Source organism: Nodosilinea sp. E11 (genome assembly GCF_032813545.1).
Taxonomy (GTDB): domain Bacteria; phylum Cyanobacteriota; class Cyanobacteriia; order Phormidesmidales; family Phormidesmidaceae; genus Nodosilinea.
Genome location: NZ_CP136520.1, coordinates 3314405 through 3335167 on the forward strand (window position 1 = coordinate 3314405; position 20763 = coordinate 3335167).

At 57.3% G+C, this 20763-nt stretch carries 20 protein-coding genes; 10 read left to right on the top strand and 10 right to left on the bottom strand.

Features of this window, described 5'->3' with window-relative positions; all coding sequences use genetic code 11:
* Positions 1 to 95: 95 nt before the first annotated feature.
* The gene (locus tag RRF56_RS16830) at positions 96 to 734 is read right to left on the bottom strand and encodes a GNAT family N-acetyltransferase (RefSeq protein ID WP_317034336.1); all 639 of its coding nucleotides are present in this window, start codon (positions 732 to 734) and stop codon (positions 96 to 98) included.
* Positions 735 to 955: 221 nt separating this feature from the next.
* On the opposite strand from RRF56_RS16830, the gene RRF56_RS16835 reads away from it, so the two are divergent.
* Positions 956 to 1921 carry a hypothetical protein gene (locus RRF56_RS16835; protein ID WP_317034337.1) on the top strand — a complete coding sequence of 322 codons (966 nt, stop codon included), beginning with the start codon at positions 956 to 958 and terminating at the stop codon, positions 1919 to 1921.
* 68 nt (positions 1922 to 1989) lie between these two features.
* Here RRF56_RS16835 and RRF56_RS16840 read toward each other — a convergent pair whose 3' ends face one another.
* Positions 1990 to 2814: a histidine phosphatase family protein gene (locus RRF56_RS16840; protein WP_317034338.1), complete on the bottom strand. Its 825-nt coding sequence runs from the start codon at positions 2812 to 2814 to the stop codon at positions 1990 to 1992.
* 328 nt (positions 2815 to 3142) lie between these two features.
* Between RRF56_RS16840 and RRF56_RS16845 the strand changes: the two genes are divergently transcribed.
* From RRF56_RS16845 to RRF56_RS16855, 3 genes are all read left to right on the top strand, one after another.
* Positions 3143 to 3886 (top strand): cation diffusion facilitator family transporter, encoded by a 744-nt coding sequence (locus RRF56_RS16845; protein WP_317034339.1) that lies wholly within the window; start codon positions 3143 to 3145, stop codon positions 3884 to 3886.
* 143 nt (positions 3887 to 4029) lie between these two features.
* Entirely contained in the window at positions 4030 to 5670 is a 1641-nt protein-coding gene (locus RRF56_RS16850; protein WP_317034340.1) for a D-Ala-D-Ala carboxypeptidase family metallohydrolase, read from the top strand.
* A gap of 25 nt (positions 5671 to 5695) precedes the next feature.
* Positions 5696 to 7456, top strand: coding sequence for a hypothetical protein (locus RRF56_RS16855; protein WP_317034341.1), 1761 nt, complete (start codon positions 5696 to 5698; stop codon positions 7454 to 7456).
* 183 nt (positions 7457 to 7639) lie between these two features.
* Here RRF56_RS16855 and RRF56_RS16860 read toward each other — a convergent pair whose 3' ends face one another.
* On the bottom strand, positions 7640 to 8464 hold the full coding sequence (locus tag RRF56_RS16860) for an SDR family oxidoreductase (RefSeq protein ID WP_317034342.1): 825 nt from the start codon (positions 8462 to 8464) through the stop codon (positions 7640 to 7642).
* Positions 8461 to 9114: a ribonuclease III gene (gene rnc / locus RRF56_RS16865; RefSeq protein WP_317034343.1), complete on the bottom strand. Its 654-nt coding sequence runs from the start codon at positions 9112 to 9114 to the stop codon at positions 8461 to 8463. The genes RRF56_RS16860 and rnc overlap by 4 nt, the downstream gene beginning before the upstream one ends.
* A gap of 80 nt (positions 9115 to 9194) precedes the next feature.
* On the opposite strand from rnc, the gene recF reads away from it, so the two are divergent.
* A complete protein-coding gene (recF, locus tag RRF56_RS16870; protein WP_317034344.1) occupies positions 9195 to 10325 on the top strand; it encodes a DNA replication/repair protein RecF in 1131 nt (376 codons plus the stop codon).
* A gap of 185 nt (positions 10326 to 10510) precedes the next feature.
* On the opposite strand, the gene RRF56_RS16875 is transcribed toward recF, so the two are convergent.
* Positions 10511 to 10828, bottom strand: a complete 318-nt coding sequence (locus tag RRF56_RS16875; RefSeq protein WP_317034345.1) for a (2Fe-2S) ferredoxin domain-containing protein — start codon at positions 10826 to 10828, stop codon at positions 10511 to 10513.
* An 82-nt stretch (positions 10829 to 10910) separates the two neighbouring features.
* Here RRF56_RS16875 and RRF56_RS16880 point away from each other — a divergent pair, with 82 nt between their 5' ends.
* Complete coding sequence (locus RRF56_RS16880) at positions 10911 to 11261, top strand: hypothetical protein (protein WP_317034346.1); 351 nt, start codon at positions 10911 to 10913, stop codon at positions 11259 to 11261.
* Between the two features lie 13 nt (positions 11262 to 11274).
* Here the strand turns inward: RRF56_RS16880 and RRF56_RS16885 are convergent, their stop codons facing one another.
* The 3 genes from RRF56_RS16885 to purS form a co-directional block, all read right to left on the bottom strand.
* Positions 11275 to 11592, bottom strand: a complete 318-nt coding sequence (locus tag RRF56_RS16885; protein ID WP_317034347.1) for a hypothetical protein — start codon at positions 11590 to 11592, stop codon at positions 11275 to 11277.
* Positions 11593 to 11833: 241 nt separating this feature from the next.
* Positions 11834 to 12529 (bottom strand): phosphoribosylformylglycinamidine synthase subunit PurQ, encoded by a 696-nt coding sequence (purQ, locus tag RRF56_RS16890; protein WP_317034348.1) that lies wholly within the window; start codon positions 12527 to 12529, stop codon positions 11834 to 11836.
* A gap of 127 nt (positions 12530 to 12656) precedes the next feature.
* The gene (gene purS / locus RRF56_RS16895; RefSeq protein ID WP_317034349.1) at positions 12657 to 12920 is read right to left on the bottom strand and encodes a phosphoribosylformylglycinamidine synthase subunit PurS; all 264 of its coding nucleotides are present in this window, start codon (positions 12918 to 12920) and stop codon (positions 12657 to 12659) included.
* Positions 12921 to 13023: 103 nt separating this feature from the next.
* Between purS and RRF56_RS16900 the strand changes: the two genes are divergently transcribed.
* From RRF56_RS16900 to RRF56_RS16915, 4 genes are all read left to right on the top strand, one after another.
* Positions 13024 to 13428: a Fur family transcriptional regulator gene (locus tag RRF56_RS16900; protein WP_317034350.1), complete on the top strand. Its 405-nt coding sequence runs from the start codon at positions 13024 to 13026 to the stop codon at positions 13426 to 13428.
* Between the two features lie 606 nt (positions 13429 to 14034).
* Positions 14035 to 14427 (top strand): hypothetical protein, encoded by a 393-nt coding sequence (locus RRF56_RS16905; protein ID WP_317034351.1) that lies wholly within the window; start codon positions 14035 to 14037, stop codon positions 14425 to 14427.
* A 686-nt stretch (positions 14428 to 15113) separates the two neighbouring features.
* The gene (locus RRF56_RS16910) at positions 15114 to 15758 is read left to right on the top strand and encodes a L,D-transpeptidase (RefSeq protein ID WP_317034352.1); all 645 of its coding nucleotides are present in this window, start codon (positions 15114 to 15116) and stop codon (positions 15756 to 15758) included.
* A 355-nt stretch (positions 15759 to 16113) separates the two neighbouring features.
* A complete protein-coding gene (locus RRF56_RS16915) occupies positions 16114 to 16785 on the top strand; it encodes a hypothetical protein (RefSeq protein ID WP_317034353.1) in 672 nt (223 codons plus the stop codon).
* A 340-nt stretch (positions 16786 to 17125) separates the two neighbouring features.
* Here the strand turns inward: RRF56_RS16915 and RRF56_RS16920 are convergent, their stop codons facing one another.
* Together RRF56_RS16920 and pntA are read right to left on the bottom strand one after the other, a co-directional pair.
* Positions 17126 to 18550 carry an NAD(P)(+) transhydrogenase (Re/Si-specific) subunit beta gene (locus RRF56_RS16920; protein WP_317034354.1) on the bottom strand — a complete coding sequence of 475 codons (1425 nt, stop codon included), beginning with the start codon at positions 18548 to 18550 and terminating at the stop codon, positions 17126 to 17128.
* A gap of 56 nt (positions 18551 to 18606) precedes the next feature.
* Positions 18607 to 20214 carry a Re/Si-specific NAD(P)(+) transhydrogenase subunit alpha gene (gene pntA, locus RRF56_RS16925; protein WP_317034355.1) on the bottom strand — a complete coding sequence of 536 codons (1608 nt, stop codon included), beginning with the start codon at positions 20212 to 20214 and terminating at the stop codon, positions 18607 to 18609.
* Between the last annotated feature and the right edge of the window lie 549 nt (positions 20215 to 20763).

Consider the following 20763-nt stretch of genomic DNA (forward strand, 5'->3'; position numbering starts at 1 on the left):
AATGTCTGGTTCCCCCCCGATGAAGTATTTAGCTGCGTTGAAGTGGGGGTGAATTTCTTTCGCTATAGTTTGAGGTTTGTATGAAGCTGCCTAGTCTAGCTGGGGGGTTGCTCTGGAGCCGGTGACGGCAGTAGGGTCTTGCGTAGCAGCAGGCGGCGGGCCTGAAGCCCAAGCCAGGAGGCGGGAGTATCTTCGACCTGGGCTATAGTAAAGCCCGCTTTAAGATAGAGCGCTCGGGCGGCGAGGTTGTCTTCCATCACGTGGAGACGCAGTTCGTAGATGCGCCATCGTTGGGCTACCTGTTCGCAGGATTGCAGAAGAGTAGTAGCAATGCCCTGTCGCCGGAAGCTGTGCCCTACGGCCAGGTTAGAAATGTAGACGTGGCGATCGCCTTGCCAGGGCCAGGGCTGACGGAGAGCTGCTTCTACCGTACCGGCGATTGCATCATGGCTGTTGGGTGGGGCTACAGACAGCGGGGTGGCCGCTGGGTCAGTTGCTATGGCGGCTAGGCAGGCATAGCGAGGCGATTGAGCCCTGAGCCGCTGCTTCAAATCTTCTTGAATGCCCAGTCGAATGAATGGATAGACCCACTGTCGCCAGCCATCGCAGTTGTAGAAACTGGCGGTTAGTACATCGGTCAGCCGCTCGATATCGTGCAGGTGAGCGGTGCGAACCTGCGGGGGCGGTGCGGCTGAGGTGGGCAGGAGGGGAAGGTCTGGGTCGGCCTGGATCATGAGCTTTTGTGGCGAACACATTTGCGGCGAACACAGCTAGCGCTGGCGTTAACGAAGCGAGTACTCGGCACTCAGCCTAAACGGTTGGTCAATCGCCTTCCAGTCAATATACCCTCCTCCTCGCCGCCAACGAGTACGATCTAAAGAATGGTTTTTTTGTCACCGCTGTTTGTCGTAGGTGGTGTTTATCGGGTTTGCCTGGGCGGGGGCACCTTATAACTATGGCCGATTCCTCATTTCTCACTACCTTTGTGCGCCACCGCGATCCCAAGCTGCTGTGGCCTGGGGCAGCGGTAGCTTCGGTGCTGGCTCACGGTCTGGCTCTGGGGATGGTGCGGACCCTAGCGCTGCAAACTCCAGCTCTCTCCGAGGGTGAGATGGCCCCTCTGCCCATTCAGATGGTAGCTCTGCCTCCAGATCAGCCGCCTATCGCTCAGTTGACTGATGCTGCCGGGGCGGCACCGCCATCGGCAGAGCCTGTGGCCACCCCTGTGGCCACCAATGATGCAGCACCGGCCCTGGCGGCTCAGGCCGCACCCACTGTAGCCAATCCTCCTGAGGTCGCCCCGGCCCCAGCCCGGCGACCGGAAACCCCGACGGTAGCTGCGCCGCCCCAACCCGCTGCACCCCCCATAGTCAGCCCCCCGGTGGTCCCGGCCCCGCGACTGACTCCAGCGCCTAGGTCTGTGGCCCCCCCTACAGTGGCCCCCGCCCCGCCCCGCCCAGAGCCACCCCTGGCAGCGGCCCCAGAGGTGAGCCGACCCCCAGGGGTAGAGGCTCCACCCGGAGGTGCGCCGCCAGTGCCCAGTGGTAACGCTGGCCAGGGCGGCCAAGTAGTGCCCGTGGGCTTGCAGTTGGATCCTAACGGTAGAGACATTCCTGAAACGGCTCCGCAATTGCTGGGCGCTAGCGCGATCGCCATGCAGCCTCTGGCCTCTAGCTGTGGATTTGCCAACCTGGATGCTCTGCTGGCAGGAATGGTGGCTACCTCGGTACAGATGCAGATTCGGGTAGAGCCGAGCGGGGAGATTTCTAATGTCAGGCTATTGCAGGGGACTGGCAGCAGCGCCGTGGATGATTTGGTGAGCTGTGTGGTGCGCCAGCGCCTGCTGCTGCAACCGGCTAGCTCGGCGGGGGTACCCCAGCTTACCGATGCCTTTATTTTGGAGGCCCGTATTCAGTTTTGAATGTTTAGTTTTAAGGGTTGAACTTTCGCGTTCAAGCAAAATTCAAAACTGAAAACTCAAAACTGGCGTTAGCTCTGCAAGTGGGTGGTGTCGTTAAAGCGTTTCACTCGCCAGAGTTCGGTATTGAGGCGGTTGGGGCCGGTTTGGGGCCAGCGATCGCGGTCTAACCAAAACTCAAAGCAGGCGGTGTTGTCCATGGGCAGCCCCCAGGCGCGATCGCAGCCCATCAGGCCCGTGATCACATGCTGCAAAATCCAGTGGTGGGCGATGACAAGAATGCGATCGCCGTTGCCGTGCTGGTGCAGCAGTTGAGCGACGAATCGCTGGGCGCGAGCTTGTCCCGCAGTCAGGGTTTCGGCCTGGGGAATGGGCTGCCAGTCGAGGCTGGTGGTGAGCCGTTGGCAGAGGTCGGGGTAGCGATCGCAGGCCTCGGCCCAGGTGAGGCCGTTAAACACGCCTGCATCGTATTCTTTGAGGTCGCTGAGCAGCGTTACAGGGATGGGCTGGTCTAGGACGGCCCCAGCGACAGGCTTGGCCTGGAGCAGCACCATGCCTGTTGTGGGAGGGGTTGGCGATCGCTGGGATAGATCTAACTCGACTAACTCAGCCCCGAGGCCTTCGACCATGGCTGCCAGGGTAGCGGTCGCTCGCTCTAGGGGGCTGCAATAGACGCCGGTAGGGAGCCAGCCGGTCGCTCCTAGGTGCTGGCCCAGCCGCCGCGACTGTTGCCGCCCCAACGGCGTCAGCCCAGTAGAGGTCGTCCCTTCCATGCGGCCTACGGTGTTGCCCACCGACTGGCCATGGCGCACCAGCAGCAGCTTCAGCAGGGTCATCGGCTCAAACTCATTGCTAAGGGGTGTGATCAGAATTGCCAGACTTGATTTTAGGGGCAATGTTTTTCCTGGCGGGCAAACGGGCCGAATGGCCGCAACTCAGTTGTAATCCTGAATCTTGTTTGGTTGCCCCCGGTTCAGCCGGGCACATGCCATGCGCCTCTATGGTTTGACCGTTTGGAAATCGAGGTTATGCAATTCGGATTTGGTATAAGTGAATCGACTTGAACGAGGCGTGGCCAGCGTGGGGGTGTGGGCCTGATTAGGCCGGGGTGGGTAGTCTAGAGCTGAGCGGTGGCGGCGGTAAAACTGTCTATTAGTGCCGCCATAACCTGGAAAGCATGCCAAAATGCTAGAGAATTTCTCGCGGCCTATCGTTTGTTTGCCCATGGGTTCTTCAGTTCACTCGACGTCATCGTTTGCCTGTCGCTGCGGGTTGGATGACGCTGATCGTCAGCGCTTAGGTCTGTTTCTCAGCCTGGTGTTGGGGTTTGCTGTGGTGGAATGGCTGGTGGGCAGCCACAGCCATAGCCTGGCCTTGCAGTCAGATGCAGGACACATGCTGACCGATGTGGGGGCGATCGCCCTGGCGCTTTCAGCCAGTTGGCTCACACGGCTGACGTTGGCCCGCCCCCGCCCTGGTCAACCGCGCCTAGAAGCGATCGCGGCGTTAGTCAATGGTCTGGGGCTGCTGGTGATGGCGGGGCTAATTTCCCTAGAGGCCTGGCACCACCTGATCGCGCCCCCTGCTGCTCTGGTCAGCGCGCCTATGGTAGGCACAGCCCTGGTGGGTCTAGGGATCAATGGGTTTGGTGTGTGGTTGCTCCATGGCCAAGCCGACGAGACATCTTTGAATCGGCGGGGCGCATTCTTGCACGTGGTGGCTGATCTGGCTAGCTCGGTGGGCGTAATTGTTGGGGCGCTGTGCATGGCCCTGTTTCAGTGGTTTTGGATTGACGGTGCCCTGAGTTTGGCGATCGCCCTACTGATTGGCAGCAGTGCTTTACCCTTGATCTACCAAAGCTGGGGCCATCTGAAGGGGCAGTCTGCCCCCGACCTATCGGCCCTAGGCTTTTTAGAAACTGGTCGCACCGATCTGAGTGCTCATATTTCTGGGGCATCCTCCGACTAAGGGGAGGCTAGCCCGCAGGTTCGGGTAACAAACCTGCGGCATTAGGCCACAAAACTGCGCCAGATCGTCTATTAGACTCTACTATTCTTAGCTAGGTGGCAATCTCTGCGTTGGCCGCCACTACGTCTACGGGAGTGACCGCCATGGGTACCTGGGTTAAGGAAACCGATGAAGCTTTTTACCTGATGCAGGGAAACCAGTGGATATCCCGCATTCAGAAGCGTCCCTCTGCCTCGAACCCCAAAGAGCAAGTGCTCAATGTGGAGGGTATGCGAGATTGGTTCTTACGCTCTGATGCGCCTTTGGCGATGACGGTCTCGGTGGGTACCGGTGGTCCAGAACCCGAGCAGGCTGGCGGTGGATCGGTGGTGGTGCCCCCCCCGCCGGAGGAAACTCCTCCCCCCGAAGCCGTGACGCCCCCCGACATTGTGACGCCCCCCGAAGTCGTGACGCCCCCCGAAGTCGTGACGCCCCCGGAAACCATTGCCCCACCTCCACCCGACAGCGGCGAAACGTCTCCCCCTGGTGCTGGGGAGGGTACTGTGCCTAGCCCGGTGACCAACTTGGCCCTGCGGGTGAAGAGCACGACTTACTTTAAGCTTCAGCCCAAACTGTCGAGCGAGCTGACTGATACCGAAAAGGTGCTAGTGACCAACGGTACCGTCCTCGATATTCAGTACTACATCAATGTTGGCCGCAACCACTGGCAGGTACAGCTGCGCGAACCTACCCTGGGCGATAAAACCAACCGCACTTGGTTTGTTTACACGCCCGATATTGATGTACTGACCGGCATTCGGCTGCGAGTGGTGAGCGACACCCTGTTTAAGACCGAACCCAAAATATCGTCGCAGCTGAGCCCGGCACAAAAGGTATTTGTCAAAAACGGCACCCAGCTTAATTTGCTGGCTTTTAAGCCAGCCGCCAGCGACCACTTTGAGATTACTCTGGCCGATGCGATCGTGGGGGCTGAGGTGACGACCAAGTGGTATGTTTACAGCCCCGATGTCAAAATCGACGGCAACCGCGAAACCCTAGAAGTGAGCGGCGACACTATTTTTAAGGCAAAACCTGTGCAGTCGAACCAGCTCTCTAATGCTGAAAAGGTGCTGGTGAAAAAGGGCACGGTGTTTTTGCTCAATTCCTACGCTCAGCCTGACAAAAACCATGTGCGAGTGGCCCTCCAGGGAGCGTTTTTGGGGCCTCAAAATCGCACCACCTGGCATGCCTACGCCCCTGATATTCAAATCTCTGGCACTGAGATTGGCAATCACCCGAGCGATCGGGGGCCGGAGCAACCTGCCAACCCCACCGACCGAGGCGTGGCGCTAACCTTGCCGGGGTTTTCAGGCACCTACTATTCCAACCAGCCCATTCAGCCCAAGAATCGCTACGGGGTGCGGGGCAATTTTACCTGGGGCGAGGCGCTGCACGTCAATCGGGCCACGGGGCGATATCGTAAACCGGCTAACGCCGGGGTGGTCTACAACATCTTGAAAGTGGCCGATGTGATGGAAGAGATTCGCAAAATGTACGGCGACAAGGCGCTGAAAATTAACTCCTGGTATCGCGATCCGGCGACTAATGCGGCGGTGGGTGGAGCGTCTATGTCTCGCCACCTTTTGGGTGATGCGGTAGATTTTGTGGTGCCTGGCGTGCGCTGCTCAGACGTCTATGCGCGGCTAAATGGATGGTGGGGCAACCGAGGAGGGCTGGCTAGCTCTTCGGTGTTTACTCATATCGATATGCGCGGCTACCGGGCTCGTTGGAGCTACGGCTATTAGGCCCAATCTAGGACGACAACAAGGGATGACTGAGCGGTGGAAGAACCGTGGCCGCCCAATTATTTCCCTGGGTTTACGACGGTGCCAGCGGGCGCTGGTGAGAGTGGTCAGGCGGGGGTGGGTGCTGGCGCTGCTGGTGCTGAGCTTGGGGATGGCGATGGGGCCGGGGTTGGCCTTCTCCCCGCCGCCGCCGGCGACACCCTCTCCAGATCTAGCGGATTTTCCTTTAGTGCGATCCTACGATCTGGGCTCAACCACGCTCAGCCAAACTGACGCGGGCGTTGCTACCATGCCGCTGCGGTTGACGGGGGCGATCGCGCTGCCCCCCGGCCCTGCTCCCCGGCCCTGGGTTATTGTGCTCCACGGTCGCCATGCCGGTTGCCACTTTCAGCCAGAGGCCACCAGCCAGTGGCCCTGCGCCGCTGAACCCCGCTTTGACCTGGGGTTTGCCTACCTGGCCCAGGCTTTGGCTGAGGCAGGCTATGGAGTGCTAGTGCCTAACCTCAATGCGGCCTTTAGCGAAACCTATGGGGCGACCGCTGATACCCGCAATCAGCTGGCTGACCAGCGCAGCGGCCAGATTATTGATGCTCACCTAACTCGTCTGGCCCAGGCCCACCGGGGGGACGAAGTGGGGTTTGGCGTTTCCTTGGTCGGGCGGGTTGATTTGGCCCGGCTGGCTATGGTGGGCCACTCTATGGGCGGTGGGGCGGCGGCGCTGAGTGCAATCCAGAGGGCAGAGGCAAGAACGTTTGGGACAATGACCGCTGGCCTAGGCTCTGTTTCAGCTCTGGTGCTGGTCAGCCCCACGCGCAGTTACCCTATGCTTCAGCGACCCGATGCTTACCAATTGCCCGATGTGCCGACGGCGGTAGTAGCGGGCGGGTGCGATCGCGACATTTTTGACCTCAGCAGCCTCTACTACGTAGAAACGGCTCGATCGCAAGCTCGCACTACCCCTGTGGTGGGTCTGGTGCTACCGGGAGCCAACCACAACTACTTCAATGCCGCTGTGGCCGAAGATGACTATTATCGTCAGCCCGACAATGGGCCGCTGTGCAACCCCCAGCGATCGCGCGATCGTCTGTCGCGGGTGGCCCAGGAAAATTTTCTTGCCCAGTATACTCAGGTGTTTTTGCAAACCGTTTGGTCTAACCCAGGGGAGGCGGCTTTAGCCACAGCAGGGCGGGCCACCCAGCGGGCGGCCCCAGCGACTATCTTGGGACAACCGGTGCTGACCACGCTGGTTGTGCCCAGCGCCCAACGCTACCCCCTATTCGAGAGCGAAGATAACCCAACGGCTAGCTTTACCGCTGGTCTAGAGGCATCCTTTTGTCAGCCGCTCACCGATTGCTCCCAGGCGCGGCGGCCCTATCCCCACTTTCCGGGGGTGCTCACCCTGGCTTGGCAATCTGCCCCCCAACAGCTCAACCTGACGGTCGCTAGGGCCGATGTCAGCTCTTTTGACAGTCTGGAATTGCGCCTTGCCCCCGATCCATCTTGGCTAATACCCCAGGGGCAGCCGGTGTTGGCGGTGGTGCTGCGCGATCGCCAGGGCCAGGCGGCGCGGGTCGAAATTCTCTCTAGCGTGCCTGCTCTGCGCCAGTTTGAGCCTGACCCACCCCATGGTGCTACGGCCCCCCTCTATCCCAGTAGTCTCCGCATTCCCCTCGGGCAATTTTCTGGAATCAATCTGGCCGACTTAGCTCAGGTGGAACTGGTGTTTGACCAGGTACCCCAGGGTAAGCTGCATCTGGCCAGCCTTGAGTTTGTGGGGCGACCTTGACGGGAAAGAAGAACCGGGTTTCTTGGGTGCGATCGCAGTGCTATAGCTGTGGCCAGCCTGGTTAAGACATCTCCCTTAAGAACGTTTGAACGTTCAAACGTTTTTTGGGCTTCTGGATGTCCTAACCCAGGTGTTCATGGCTATATCCATGCCTTTCACCAGAAATCCGGTTGTTCCAAAGCGTCATAGGCCTGCGAAAGTAGGATGGCGAAACTCGTAGCCTGCGGCCTTGAGCTTTTGGTTAGACACGCGCACGTTGTAGGGCCGAGCGCTGGGCTGGGCTGGATCCCAATGTACGGGGTCTAGGTTGTGGGCGGTGCAAACGCGATCGATCAGTTCGCGCACGGTGGGAATTTCGTCTTGCACCAGGTTGTAGAGGCCGTTGAGGGCGTGGGCCTGGGCATGGGCGATCGCTCCTACAATGTCGTCGAGATGCACCCAGTTGCTGGCCTCGTGCCCAACTCCGGGGCGAGTCTGCCCAGCGGCGCGGCTGTAAATCTTGGCCAATTCTCGTCCTGGGCCGTAGATGCCGCCCAGACGCAAGATGCAAACGGCGCGATCGGCGGTGGCCGCTTGAAGCAGAGTTTTTTCGGTCTCTGCCATTGTGTGCCCATTGTCGGTGGCCGGTTTGGCGGGGTCATCTTCGCGCACCCAGGCACCGTCGTAGTTGCCGTAGACCGAGTAGGTGCTGGTAAAGATGATTTGCCTGAGGCTTGGTGCGCGATCGAGAACGCTGGTTACGGTTTTGGCGGTGTTGAGGTAAGTCTCTTCGTAATTGGCCTGACGACCGGCTCCGACACAAATCAGCAGGGTATCTTGGCCTTGCATCAGCGCCGCAATTCCTGCGGGATCTGACCCGCTAACGACCTGTACGGCTGACGCGATCGCTTGCAGATCGTCCACCCGCTCAGGACGGGTGGTTGTCGCCGTAACCCGATGTCCCTGACTGCCCCACAGCTGGGCCACCGCTTTGCCAACGTAGCCACAGCCTAAAATTGCTGCCTTCATCGTTTCAGCCTCCTCAGTGCCTCAGTGGCGGCATTTTTACGCGCGTCTTTGATACTACGCCCTTGGCCGGTGCCGTAGCTGGTATCGGCGATCCGCACTTCTAAAACAAACAGTTTGGCGTGGTCAGGGCCAAGGCGATCTTTCTCGACGTAACTGGGCAAGGCACCGCCCATGTGGGCCTGCACATACTCTTGCAACTCAGTTACCGGATCAATGACTCGAAGCTCTAGAACGCGATCGACAAGCGGGCCAAAGACGGCCTCGACATAGCGGTGGGCGGCTTCAATGCCGGCATCTAAGCGGTACGCCCCAATTACGGCTTCAAACATATCGGCCTGAACGCTGGGGTTGTTGCGCTCGTGCTGTGCCCCTGCTCCTAAGCGCATATGGTTTGGAATGCCCATCTCTACCGCTAACTTTGCCAGGCAAGGCTCATCCACTAAGCGATCGCACCGCCGCGACATTTCCCCAACGTTGATGTGAGGATAGCGGGCACCCAGCAGATCGCGCACCACAAACTCGAGAATGCTGTCGCCCAAAAACTCTAGCCGCTCGTAGTCGGGGCCTTCGGCGGGGTGTTCGTTGGCGTAGCTACTGTGGGTGAGCGCCTGCCGCAGCAGGGCCAAATTTTGAAAGCTAGGCAAATCCATGATTTACAGCGTCAGGGAATAGGCGAGGCATTAGCGCCGTCCTGTATCCTAAACCAAGTCCAGCCTCAGCTTTAACCCCCTTGTATCTCACCCATCTATCGCTCAGGCACTTTCGTAACTACGGCGAGCAGCAGATCGACTTTGCTGCCCCCAAGACAATTTTGGTGGGCGAAAATGCCCAGGGCAAGTCGAACCTACTAGAGGCCGTAGAGCTGCTGGCGACGCTGAAGTCGCACCGAACAGGGCGCGATCGCGATCTCGTGCGGCAAGACCAGCCCGCTGCCCAAATCACCGCCTCCGTCCGTCGGGATCTAGGTATGGCCGATCTGTCGCTGGTGCTGCGGCAGGCGGGGCGGCGTACGGCCATTCTCAACGGCGAAAAGCTGCGGCGACAGCTCGACTTTCTCGGTGCCCTCAATGCGGTGCAGTTTTCTAGTCTCGACCTCGACCTGGTGCGGGGCGGGCCGGGAGAACGGCGCACCTGGCTCGACACGCTGCTGATTCAGCTAGAGCCGGTCTATGCCCATATTCTCAGCCAGTACAACCAGGTGCTAAAGCAGCGCAACGCCCTGATCAAGCAGTCCTACGGCGGTGATGAGGGGGAAGCCAGCCAATCTGTAGACGCCACTGAGTTTGCCCTATGGGATGCCCAACTGGCGGCTCTGGGGACGCGAGTGATTCGGCGGCGGGCCAGGGCGATCGCGCGGTTGGCCCCGATCGCCCACCAGTGGCACCAGGCCATCAGTGGTCAGCGCGAAGACTTGCGGATTCACTACCAGCCCAACGTGCCCATGGCAGAGGATGACCCCCAGGTGATTCAAGCCAGCTTTTTAGAGAAGATCAAACTGCGCGCGATCGCCGAGCAGCATCAGCGCACTTCGCTAGTTGGCCCCCACCGCGACGACATCGAGTTTGCCATCAACGATACCCCCAGCCGTCAGTACGGCTCTCAGGGACAGCAGCGCACCCTGGTGCTGGCCCTCAAGCTGGCCGAGCTGCACCTGATCGATGAGGTGGTGGGTGAACCGCCCCTGCTGCTGCTCGACGATGTGCTGGCCGAGCTAGACTTGAACCGCCAAAACCAGCTACTAGAAGCCATTCAAGACCGTTTTCAAACCATCATTACCACCACTCACCTGGGCGCGTTTGGCAGTCAGTGGATGACCTCATCACAAATTTTGACCGTCAAATCTGGGCGTATTGAGGGCTAATAGACGGCTTTTCACCATTGAGCCGACAGCTGTAGTTGTACTCCCTGGTGGTCACCTAATACCCCGTATAGCTGTGGCCAGACTGGTTAAGACATCTCCCTTAAGAACGTTTGAACGTTCAAACGTTTTTGGGCTTCTAGATGTTCTAACCCAGGTGATCATGGCCCTACCCCTGTGTTGGGCCATCAGTCCGATGGATCAGGCGGGTGAAACCGAGGATGGAGGCGATCGCGCACCCATTCTCCCTGCCCCAAATGTTGCTCCACAATTCGCGGTACATCCTCAGCGGTGACTCGGCAGTACCAGGTATTGCCGGGCATGATCTTAACCGTAGGCCCAGCGCTGCATTGGCCCATGCAGTCGCTCTCGGCGATTAAAATGGTAGGGCCTTGGTGTTCTCTGAAGGTTGCTAGCACCGCTGCCGAACCGCCGCGATCGCACGACCGATGTCGACAGACCTGCACCAGCCAGCGACTGGGGCGACTAGGTAAAGAGGAAGACATGGTCATGGGGCCTTGGAGGGCGAACTGACTACTCCCAGCCTGCCACAGATCGTCCCCAAACTGTCTACAGACCGTTGTAGCGGTGGCTGAGTCGGAGGGTGATACCAAATCCGAGTCACACAACCCCGATACCCAACCGGTTAACCTGTACGGGGCCAACCCAAGGGCACAAGTTGAGGTGATGATGACGCGATTTTTGCAGGTTTTTCTGACGACGCTGCTCATGCTGGTGCTGTTGTTTGTAGCTCTGCCGGCCCTGCTGACGCTCATGGATGTCGATTCGTTTCGCATTGGTGATGGAGTGTTACTCGTTTTAGATTGGCGCAATCACCCCAATGGCAACAGAATTATGTTTGGTGTTTTGCCGTTGGGCCTGGGGGCCACAGTGGTTGCCCTGATCGACCAGTGGGTAGGCGATCGCGATCGGCTCTAAATTGGGGCCAGGGCTAGACGTTGGTGTTGGCCTGTGGTCTACAGGTAGCCAGCAGTTCCTCGACCCAAAATGCATCAATGGCCAAGCGCAGACGTTGTTGTTGTTGTTGCAGGTGCTGCTGGCAAAGGCAGGGCTGTAATCGCTCTACCAGCCCATCGGCTTCGTCGATTAGCAAACTGAGCAAGGGTTCGGCCTTCGCCTGCTGTAAAATTTCGCCCATGCGCTCTGCGGCAGCCTGGTCGAGGGTGGGGCGCAAGGCCAGTTGGCAATAGTCATACACCGTAGACCGGTAAGCGAGGGCGATACTGAGCCATTCGTCACAGGGTGGCATAGGGTCTCCTAGGACTGTCGATTGGGCCAAGCGCTGGCCTCGCCGAAAACACTCGACCCCAACAACACGGTAACCGGCTACCCCAGGGGCAACCGGTACAGCGCAGAACTCCGTCTTGGATCTTGAGTCAGAGTCGGTCTCTTTGAGGATTAGTGTAGGCAGTAGCGCTGCCGTGACTCAGCTATTCGTGAAGTTTAGACCTCGATCGCGATCGCTCTTTAAAGCAAGTGCAAAGCTCCACCTAGGCTGCGACCAGAGCTTGCACCAGGCTTTGAAACAGCGGCAGCCCGTCAACGCTGCCCAGCACCGCATCAGCGGCCCGCTCGGGGTGGGGCATCAGGCCCAACACGTTACCCGCCCGGTTGCAGATACCCGCAATGTTGCTGAGAGAACCATTGGGGTTCGTACTGTCGTTGCACACACCATCGGCGCTGCTGTAGCGAAAAACGATTTGTTGGTTGGCCTCTAGCTCAGCTAAGGTGGCGGCGTCGGCATAATAGCACCCTTCGCCGTGGGCAATGGGCAGGGTAATCACCTGGCCCGGATCGTAGCCTGAGGTCCATAGCAGGTCGGTGCGCTCGACCTTGAGGGGGACGCGATCGCAGATAAACCGCATGTCTCGATTGCGTACCAGCGCCCCCGGCAGCAGCCCGACCTCGGTTAAAATTTGGAACCCGTTGCAAATACCCAGTACCGGCTTGCCAGCGTTGGCATGCTCGACGGTAGCCTGCATGGCTGGAGAAAACCGGGCGATCGCCCCACAGCGCAAGTAGTCACCGTAGCTAAAGCCACCGGGCACCACCACCACATCGACATCACCCAGGTCGCTATCTTCGTGCCAAACCATACGGGTGGGCTGTCCCAAAACATCACGGGTGACGTAAGCCACATCGCGATCGCAGTTGGCTCCGGGGAAGACGATAACGGCAAATTTCATGGGAGAGTCAGTAAGGGTGAAGAGGCGAAGGCGTGAACGAGGAGGGAAGCGTAGGTGCTCGGACTTGGTGCGTTGAACCCCGGAAGCTTGACCCCCTCGATTTAGCAGCGGCTATACCTGCGGCTAGTTAAGCGGTGGCTAGGGCTTGTAGCTCAAAACGGTAGTTCTCAATCACGGGGTTTGCCAAAAGCTGATCGCACATGCGATCGAGTTGTTGGCTAGCGGCAGCTTCATCGTCAGCTTCCAGCGTGAGCTCAATGTATTTGCCAATCCGAATTGGGCCGACGTTGTTATAGCCCATGTGGGCCAAGCCAGCTTGCACCGCCGTTCCAGCTGGGTCGAGCACCGAAGGGCGTAGAGTGACGTAGATGCGAGCGCTGTAATGGGGCACGACAAACTCCGGTGGTGGCTGAAAAAGCCATACATAATAGTTGGCATTATCATCCTACCGTATCAACCGGTTGATAAAATTGAGACAGTACAAGTGAGCCAGCATGGTACGACGCACCCGCAGCCAAGAGAAAGTTTTGACGGTCTTAAAGCGGTTGAGCAAGCCGATTTCGGCTCAAGATCTCTACGTGGAAATGCGGCAAGACGGCAACACCATGGGGCTAGCCACAGTTTACCGCTCGTTAGATGCCCTCAAACTAGAGGGGGCGGTGCAGATGCGGACTCTGCCATCGGGCGAAGCACTCTACAGTCTGCCCCAAGAAGACCGTCATCATCTCACCTGTCTCCAGTGCGGCATCACCATCGCCATTGATGAGTGCCCTGTGCATAGCCTAGAGAAAGATCTCCACCAAGCCCACCAGTTCAAAATTTTCTACCACACCCTTGAGTTCTTTGGCCTTTGCCCTCGGTGCCAAACTGAGATGCCATTGGATCCGGTGCAAGCCTAAAGCTAAAGTATGGGCCACTTCCCGAATGATTCACGAGAGCCGATATTGTCGCTACCCAATAATCCTTGACCAAGCTGATTGTGACAGGCTCTAAACGTAAAGGGGGCATGTGTCAGGTGTCAGGTCTGCCATGAACCTGACACCTTGAACCTTGAACCCACTAACCTGTCACCTTTTGCTTGGCAGAGGACTAGTTGGCCTGGGCTTTAGCTGGGAGTCGCCAGTCCAAGCAGCCTTATGACTTTTAGTTGGGCATCTCTTTCTTTCGAAAGAAGACCCTAGCGTCGATCAGCGGAAAGATGACATTAAGACAGTTAGTTTGATGGCTCCTGTTTTTGTGAGGAGAACATTCAATCTTTGGGGCGATAACGACTGGGGAAAATCGATCGCCAATCTTCTGCTTGTGGGCTATGCCTACAAATTCCTTTCGCTCAGATTGAGGAAAGCATAGAGTGATTCTTTTGTCAGGTGGGGTAGTGCTTGGGCCTACGCCGTGATGATTTTTGCTGGCCAGAAAATAGCTATGGCTAAATCAAAGATTAATGAGGACTTATACCAAATCCTAAATAAAGTCATTTAGCACCGATACAATAGCCACAAACCCCTATGGAAAGCCAAATATTTCTACCGCCAGATTTGCCTCGCCATCGTGCTGATATTAACCAGCCCACCTCTCAAACTTTGTTTTGGACAGAAATTGATGCGGCTGAAGCACCAGTAGTTGAAGACTATCGATCTCCCAGCAGCTTTCTGGATGGTCTGGTTTTAGTGGGTTGGGGCTTTTCATTCAGTATTTTGATTGTTTTAGCTGTACGAAAAATTGTATTTTTTAAACTAAATGCTCGCGAGGTTAAGTCTCCCGATCGCAGTCAAACTACCCCTTGCTCTCAATGCCGCTATTTCAGCAAGAATCCCTATATAAAATGTGCCGTCAATCCTTTAGTTGTGCAAAAAATAGAGGCTAACGATTGTTCTGACTTTTACGCCAATGATTGCTAGGGGTTAGAGTATTGTCTTAGATCAGGATTTCTTAGGCTGAAGAGTTTGGCCCTATGCCCAGTAAGGCTCCATCGGCAATAGAGAGCTAGGCTTGTTTAGAGGATAAACCTTTGCAGATAGATGAGTGAAATGCAGTGAAACTCATCTTCAAGCCAGGTTCGGTTTGCGTCGTAGATGCTGCCCCCTGGTCGATTCTTTTGGCCTAACGATGAATCCTCCATCGCCGCCGGATGGTCTGCTGAGTGCATGCGATCGCACCGGCTAGAGATGCCGCCGCTTGCAAGTGAAACATTCGGCTAAGGGGCACATTATAGCCAAACTAAGAACACATCTAAACGCGACTATTTGTTGGCTTGGATCAGGGTTTTATGGCGCAAGAAAGACTAAGTCAGTCTAAATATTTGGATCCAAAAACTGATAGTTTGATCTGAGAAAACTGTCTGATATCGCTAAACGCTAAGACAAGCGGTTCGGGTGTTAGTTAGACCTAGGGTTTGGGGTAAAATCAGCCTCGGGTAAGAGGCGTACTCGCAGTTTGGTGCGCGGCTTACCGCTGCCATAGCCCTGGAGGCTGCTAGCTCACTCTGCTTGTTAATCCCCCCGCCGAGAAATTATCAAGTTGCGGTAGCGGGCAAGACTTGCAGTCTTTTATTGATGTGTTTTGCGCGATCGCACCCTAGATCTTCATGCTAAACCGCTTATTTGGTCTGTCGGGGCTTGCCCTAGCCCTGAGCTTGATTGTGCCTGCTGCTCAACAGGCCCGTTCTAGATCCTTGCCTGAGGCAATGTTCTCTTTCCCTGAAACCAATTTGGTAAGCGACTTTGCTGCCCTAACGCCTGAATCTGTGCTCCTGTCACCCATTCCTGAGCCTGCTCAAGCATGGGTCAACCCAAGCGTTGCTGATACAGCTTTGGCTATGGCCCCTCCGCCCCAAACTGAGGAGGTGCGTTTAGAGATCCACCTGGGACAGCGAGAAGTCTGGGTCTACCAAGGCACAACTATCACGAAGCGTTATCCCATTGGTATTGGGCGGGCGGGTTGGGAAACCCCTACGGGCACCTTTCAAGTACGCCAAATGCGCGAAAACCCCACCTGGATCAGTCCCTTTACCAATGAGCGTATCCCTAGCGGCGATGCCCGCAATCCTTTAGGTACAAGGTGGATTGGCTTCTGGACAGACGGCAACAATTGGATTGGATTTCACGGCACTCGCAATCCATCGACAGTGGGGAGAAACGCATCCCACGGCTGCATCCACATGCACAGCACCGATTTGGAGGATCTGTATCGCCAGGTCAAGCTGGGTACCTCAGTCACTGTAGTGCAATAGCCAACGGACTGAGCAACTGCCAAAACCAGTGAAAGGCCTGTCTGTTGTTATCTGTCCCCTGTAGAGCCTGCCCCGCCAAGACGTGGGGCAGGAATCCACTAGCCCGTAATTACTCTCGAATGGTTTTCCGTGGAACCAGGTTTGCCAAATCGGATTTGGCAAACCCGGTCATAGTCAGAAACACCGTAGGGGCGTAGCATGCTATGCCCCTACAAAACGGGGGTATTCATTTGGGATTCAGGATGATAGAAACAATGCCAGACTATTGATAGATAAGTCTATGAAGCAGCCTCTTTAAGCTTTTGATAAGTGCTCGAAATTGAGTCAGATTGAAAACGTTTTAAGAGGCAATTTTATGAATACGAAGAGTCAAAATCGTCTTATTCTTGCGCTAGCTGGTCTGGCTGGTGCAGTAGTGACCGGTGTCCTGGTTGGCATGCCCAGTGTGACTGCTCAAGTGGATGGAGCCGGGCAATCGCCTGGTACTACTGGTGCGGGTCAGCAGCAGCAGCCTGGCACCACTGGTGCGGGTCAGCAGCAACAGCCTGGTACTACTGGCGCAGGCCAACAGCAGCAGCCCGGTACTACTGGCGCAGGCCAACAGCAGCAGCCCGGCACCACTGGCGCAGGCCAACAGCAACAACCTGGTACTACTGGTGCAGGCCAACAGCAACAGCCTGGTACTACCGGCGCAGGTCAACAGCAGCCCGGCGCGATCCAACAGCAGCAGCCTGGCACGGTTCAGCAACAGCAGCCCGGCACGATCCAACAGCAGCAACCTGGCACGGTTCAGCAACAGCAGCCCGGCACGATCCAACAGCAGCAACCTGGCACGGTTCAGCAACAACCTGGCACGGTTCAACAGCAGCAACCCGGCACGATCCAACAGCAGCAACCCGGCACGATCCAACAGCAGCAACCCGGCACGATCCAACAGCAGCAACCCGGCACGGTTCAGCAGCAACCTGGCACGGTTCAGCAGCAGCAAGATCAGTTTGATGACGATGGTGTGCGTGCTTTGTGGTAACCCCAGTGCTGTCGAGTAGCCTCTCAGCCGAAGGTTTTACTAAACAATACTGTTGAGGCTGCTAGGTGAGCCCGTTATAGGCTGCCTGACGAGGGGTTGATACTGAATCCTGTTTGATTACCCCGGTTCAGCAGAGTGCATGCCGTGCGCCCCTATGGTTTGGCCTTTTGGGAATCGGGGTTATGCCCTTAAAACGAAAGATTCCCCTATGCTCTCGCCGAGAGCATAGGGGAATCTGTACGAGCGGTTTTACCCGAATGAAAGCCACCTAGAAGCTGGTTGGGGTTAACTTAGCCCGCCTCACAATGACAGGTATTTCTCCCAAGATCAATAATGCAGGTTAGGCGGCTGAGAGGGCTGGGATCGCCTCTGGGGCGGCAGAGCTAGAGAGCTGAGCGAGGATGCCGTTGACGTTGGTTTTGGCATCGCCAAACAGCATCAGTGTGTTGTCGTTGAAGAAGAGCGGATTCTCGACGCCAGCATAGCCGGAGGACATACCGCGTTTGAGCACCACCACGGTGCTTGCCTCCCAAACTTCCATCACGGGCATGCCAGCGATAGGACTGTTGGGATCATATTTGGCACTGGGGTTAACCGTGTCGTTAGCGCCGACGACCAGCACTACATCAGTTGCGGTCAAATCGTCGTTAATTTCGTCCATTTCTAGCACGATGTCGTAGGGTACATTGGCCTCGGCCAGCAGTACGTTCATGTGGCCCGGCATGCGACCTGCTACAGGGTGAATGCCAAACCGCACCTGTTTACCCTGGGCTCGCAGCAGGCGGGTGATTTCGGCTACGGGGTGCTGGGCCTGGGCAACAGCCATGCCATAGCCGGGGACGATGACAACGCTCTGGGCGTTGGCCAGTAGATCAACCACTTCCCCGGTGGTAGTGCTGGTGGCGGTGCCCTGAAGGGCGGCGGCTTTACCAGAGCTAGTAGTTTCTCCAAAGCCGCCGAGCACTACGTTAATGAAGGAGCGGTTCATGCCTTTGCACATGATGTAGCTGAGAATGGCACCGCTGCTGCCCACCAGCGCCCCGGTAATAATCAGCAGGTCGTTGTTGAGCATAAAGCCTGCCGCCGCTGAGGCCAGGCCCGAGTAGCTGTTGAGCAGCGAGATCACCACCGCCATATCGGCTCCGCCAATCGCCATCACGATCACAATGCCGAAGATGGCTGCGATCGCAGTCATGGCCCCCAGCGCGATCAGCGGTAGATTGCCAGTGGCGGTGAGAAAGGGGAATCCAAGCGCAGCGATCGCCCCCAGCATGCCCAGGGTGAAAACGTGGCGGGCGGGCAGCAGCACCGCTCGACTGGGCACCCAGCCCCGCAGTTTAGCCACTGCCACCATCGACCCGGTAAAGGTGACGATGCCAATGAACACACCGACAAAGATTTCGACTCGGTGGATGATCACATCTGCGCCGACCAACGCCGCACTGGGCTGGAGATATTCGGCAAAGCCCACGAGTACAGCGGCTAGGCCCACAAAACTATTGAGCAGCGCCACCATCTCTGGCATGTCGGTCATGGCTACGCGGGAGGCGGCCAGCGCCCCCACTATCACCCCCAGGCCAATGGAGCCGAGTTGAATGGGATAGCCCTGGCTAATGGCGGCAGTAGCGGCAAAGGCGACCGCCATGCCGACCATACCCAGCAGGTTGCCCCGCTTGGCGCTCTCGGGCTGCGACAGCCCCGCCAGACTGAGAATGAAGAGGGCACTGGCGGCGATATAAGCGGTGGTTACGAGGTTGTTTTCCATATCCTTGGAGAATGGGTGGGTGGGCATTTTTGAACGTTGAACTCAACGGTCAAAAATTATTTATGAAACATGTTCAGCATGCGCTGCGAGACCATAAAGCCGCCGGCAATGTTGACGGTGCCGAGGAAGAGGGCGATCGCGCCCAAGATGGTCATGGGTGACGTAATATCGCCGGAGATCTGGAGCATGCCGCCGATGATAATGATGCCGCTGATGGCATTGGTAACGCTCATCAGGGGAGTGTGCAGGCTGGGCGATACATCCCAGATCACCTTCCAGCCCAAAAAGCTGGCCAGCACAAACACCGTCAGGTGGGTCATAAAGGAAGCCGGTGCCCAGAGACCGATGGCAACGCAGACGAGGCCCAATACCACAGGCCAGAGGAGCTGGCTGTACCAAGGCTTGGCGATCGGGGCAGCGGCCACCGGAGCGGTCGACGGGGTACTGGGAGCCGCCGCCGGAGCCTCTACCTTCGGCGGTGGCCAGGTGACCTGGCCGTTGTGAATCACGGTGGTGGCGCGAATCACCTGGTCTGCCATATCAATGGAGAAGTTTTCGGCTCCGCCCAGGTCGCTGAGCAGGTGTACCAGGTTGTTGCCGTAAAGCTGGCTGGCTTGGGCGGCCATGCGGCTGGGCAGGTCGGTGAGGCCGATAATCGTGACACCGTTGTAGTTAATCACCTCACCGGGCTGGGTGACTTCGCAGTTGCCACCCTGTTCGGCGGCCAGATCGACCACCACCGAGCCGGGTTTCATGCTCTCAACCATTTCGCGGGTAATCAGCAGCGGGGCCGGTTTGCCGGGGATCAGCGCCGTGGTGATGATGATGTCGATCTCTTTGGCTTGCTGGGCAAACAGCGCCATTTCGGCGGCGATGAAGGCTTGGCTCATCACCTTGGCATAGCCGCCCTCGCCACTGCCGTCTTCTTCAAAGTGAAGTTCGAGAAATTCTGCGCCCAGGCTCTGCACTTGCTCTTTGACCACCAGGCGGGTGTCGAAGGCTTTGACGATCGCCCCGAGACTCTTAGCTGCCCCGATCGCCGCCAGACCCGCTACGCCCACGCCAATCACCATCACTTTAGCCGGGGGCATTTTGCCCGCAGCAGTGATTTGGCCAGTAAAGCAGCGGCCAAAGTTACTGGCGGCCTCAATCACCGCTCGGTAGCCGCCAATGTTGGCCATCGAGCTAAGGGCATCGAGCTTTTGGGCGCGGGAGATGCGGGGCACAGCATCCATGGCTAGCACCGTGCCGCCCTGGTCGGCCAGTTGGCTCAGCAGGTCGGGGTTTTGGGCAGGCCAAATGAAGCTGATCAGGGTTTGCTCGGGCTTGAGCAGGGTGGCTTCGTGGCGATCGAGGGTGGGGTGGTGCTGGGGCGATCGCACCTTGAGCACCACATCAGCGGCGGCCCACAGACTGGGGGCATCGGCCACAATTGTGCAGCCTGCGGCTTCGTAGGCACTATCGGTAAAGCTAGCCCCTACCCCGGCCTGGGTTTCGACCAAGACATCAAAGCCAAGCTTTTGTAGCTTTTTGGCTGTATCGGGGGTGGCGGCGACCCGCTGCTCACCGGCAAAAATTTCTTTAGGAATGCCAACCGTCAACCCTGAGGAGACAGCCTCTGCCGGGTTAGCTACAGGGGTTTCTTGGGGTGCTGCAATGGTCATAGGAAATTACTACCGAAATGGCCTATACAAAAAGAACACAGGCAAAGGGAAACACAGTGAAACGGAAAAAACCTCGTAGGTAAGCCGTCAGGGCATCGTTAGAACCGTCAAACTTTGACCCCGCTTAACCTTGGTGACGCGCTGTAGGTGGGAATGATTTTTGCCCTAGTTGATGGCAGGTGGGTAAAAAGAAAGCGGCCAAGCCCTTGACTAACGATGAAGCTGCGCCCCCATGGTGTCTGAACCAGCTCATTGGTTTCCGCTTAGACGATTTCTCGAAAAGAAGATCCCCGCTTTATCCGCCAACTGTAGCCACCGTAGGGTGGGCACTGCCCACCATTAAGGAAAAAGTTTCCCAGAAGTCCCCTTAGCCACCGTCTGCCCTAGGTTCTGCGCTAGATATTGAGACGGTCTAGATGTTTAGATTGTGGTTTGATTTCACTCAAGTGCAAGGATTCAGCCCAAAAGCTAGGGATTACAAGCTAGAAAACTAGAGATGACTTCTTGGCATGGTAAGGGGCACACCAGAGCATAAGGATAAAACTTTAG

Bases quoted from the DNA above. Each gene is read 5' to 3' on its own strand.
- RRF56_RS16860 (WP_317034342.1), bottom strand. From the start codon at position 8,464: ATGAAGGCAGCAATTTTAGGCTGTGGCTACGTTGGCAAAGCGGTGGCC.
- RRF56_RS16900 (WP_317034350.1), top strand. From the start codon at position 13,024: ATGGTACGACGCACCCGCAGCCAAGAGAAAGTTTTGACGGTCTTAAAG.
- RRF56_RS16910 (WP_317034352.1), top strand. From the start codon at position 15,114: ATGCTAAACCGCTTATTTGGTCTGTCGGGGCTTGCCCTAGCCCTGAGC.
- RRF56_RS16915 (WP_317034353.1), top strand. From the start codon at position 16,114: ATGAATACGAAGAGTCAAAATCGTCTTATTCTTGCGCTAGCTGGTCTG.
- RRF56_RS16835 (WP_317034337.1), top strand. From the start codon at position 956: ATGGCCGATTCCTCATTTCTCACTACCTTTGTGCGCCACCGCGATCCC.
- pntA (WP_317034355.1), bottom strand. From the start codon at position 20,214: ATGACCATTGCAGCACCCCAAGAAACCCCTGTAGCTAACCCGGCAGAG.
- rnc (WP_317034343.1), bottom strand. From the start codon at position 9,114: ATGGATTTGCCTAGCTTTCAAAATTTGGCCCTGCTGCGGCAGGCGCTC.
- RRF56_RS16905 (WP_317034351.1), top strand. From the start codon at position 14,035: ATGGAAAGCCAAATATTTCTACCGCCAGATTTGCCTCGCCATCGTGCT.
- RRF56_RS16885 (WP_317034347.1), bottom strand. From the start codon at position 11,592: ATGCCACCCTGTGACGAATGGCTCAGTATCGCCCTCGCTTACCGGTCT.
- RRF56_RS16920 (WP_317034354.1), bottom strand. From the start codon at position 18,550: ATGGAAAACAACCTCGTAACCACCGCTTATATCGCCGCCAGTGCCCTC.
- RRF56_RS16875 (WP_317034345.1), bottom strand. From the start codon at position 10,828: ATGTCTTCCTCTTTACCTAGTCGCCCCAGTCGCTGGCTGGTGCAGGTC.
- RRF56_RS16855 (WP_317034341.1), top strand. From the start codon at position 5,696: ATGACTGAGCGGTGGAAGAACCGTGGCCGCCCAATTATTTCCCTGGGT.
- RRF56_RS16830 (WP_317034336.1), bottom strand. From the start codon at position 734: ATGATCCAGGCCGACCCAGACCTTCCCCTCCTGCCCACCTCAGCCGCA.
- purQ (WP_317034348.1), bottom strand. From the start codon at position 12,529: ATGAAATTTGCCGTTATCGTCTTCCCCGGAGCCAACTGCGATCGCGAT.
- RRF56_RS16845 (WP_317034339.1), top strand. From the start codon at position 3,143: ATGGGTTCTTCAGTTCACTCGACGTCATCGTTTGCCTGTCGCTGCGGG.
- RRF56_RS16850 (WP_317034340.1), top strand. From the start codon at position 4,030: ATGGGTACCTGGGTTAAGGAAACCGATGAAGCTTTTTACCTGATGCAG.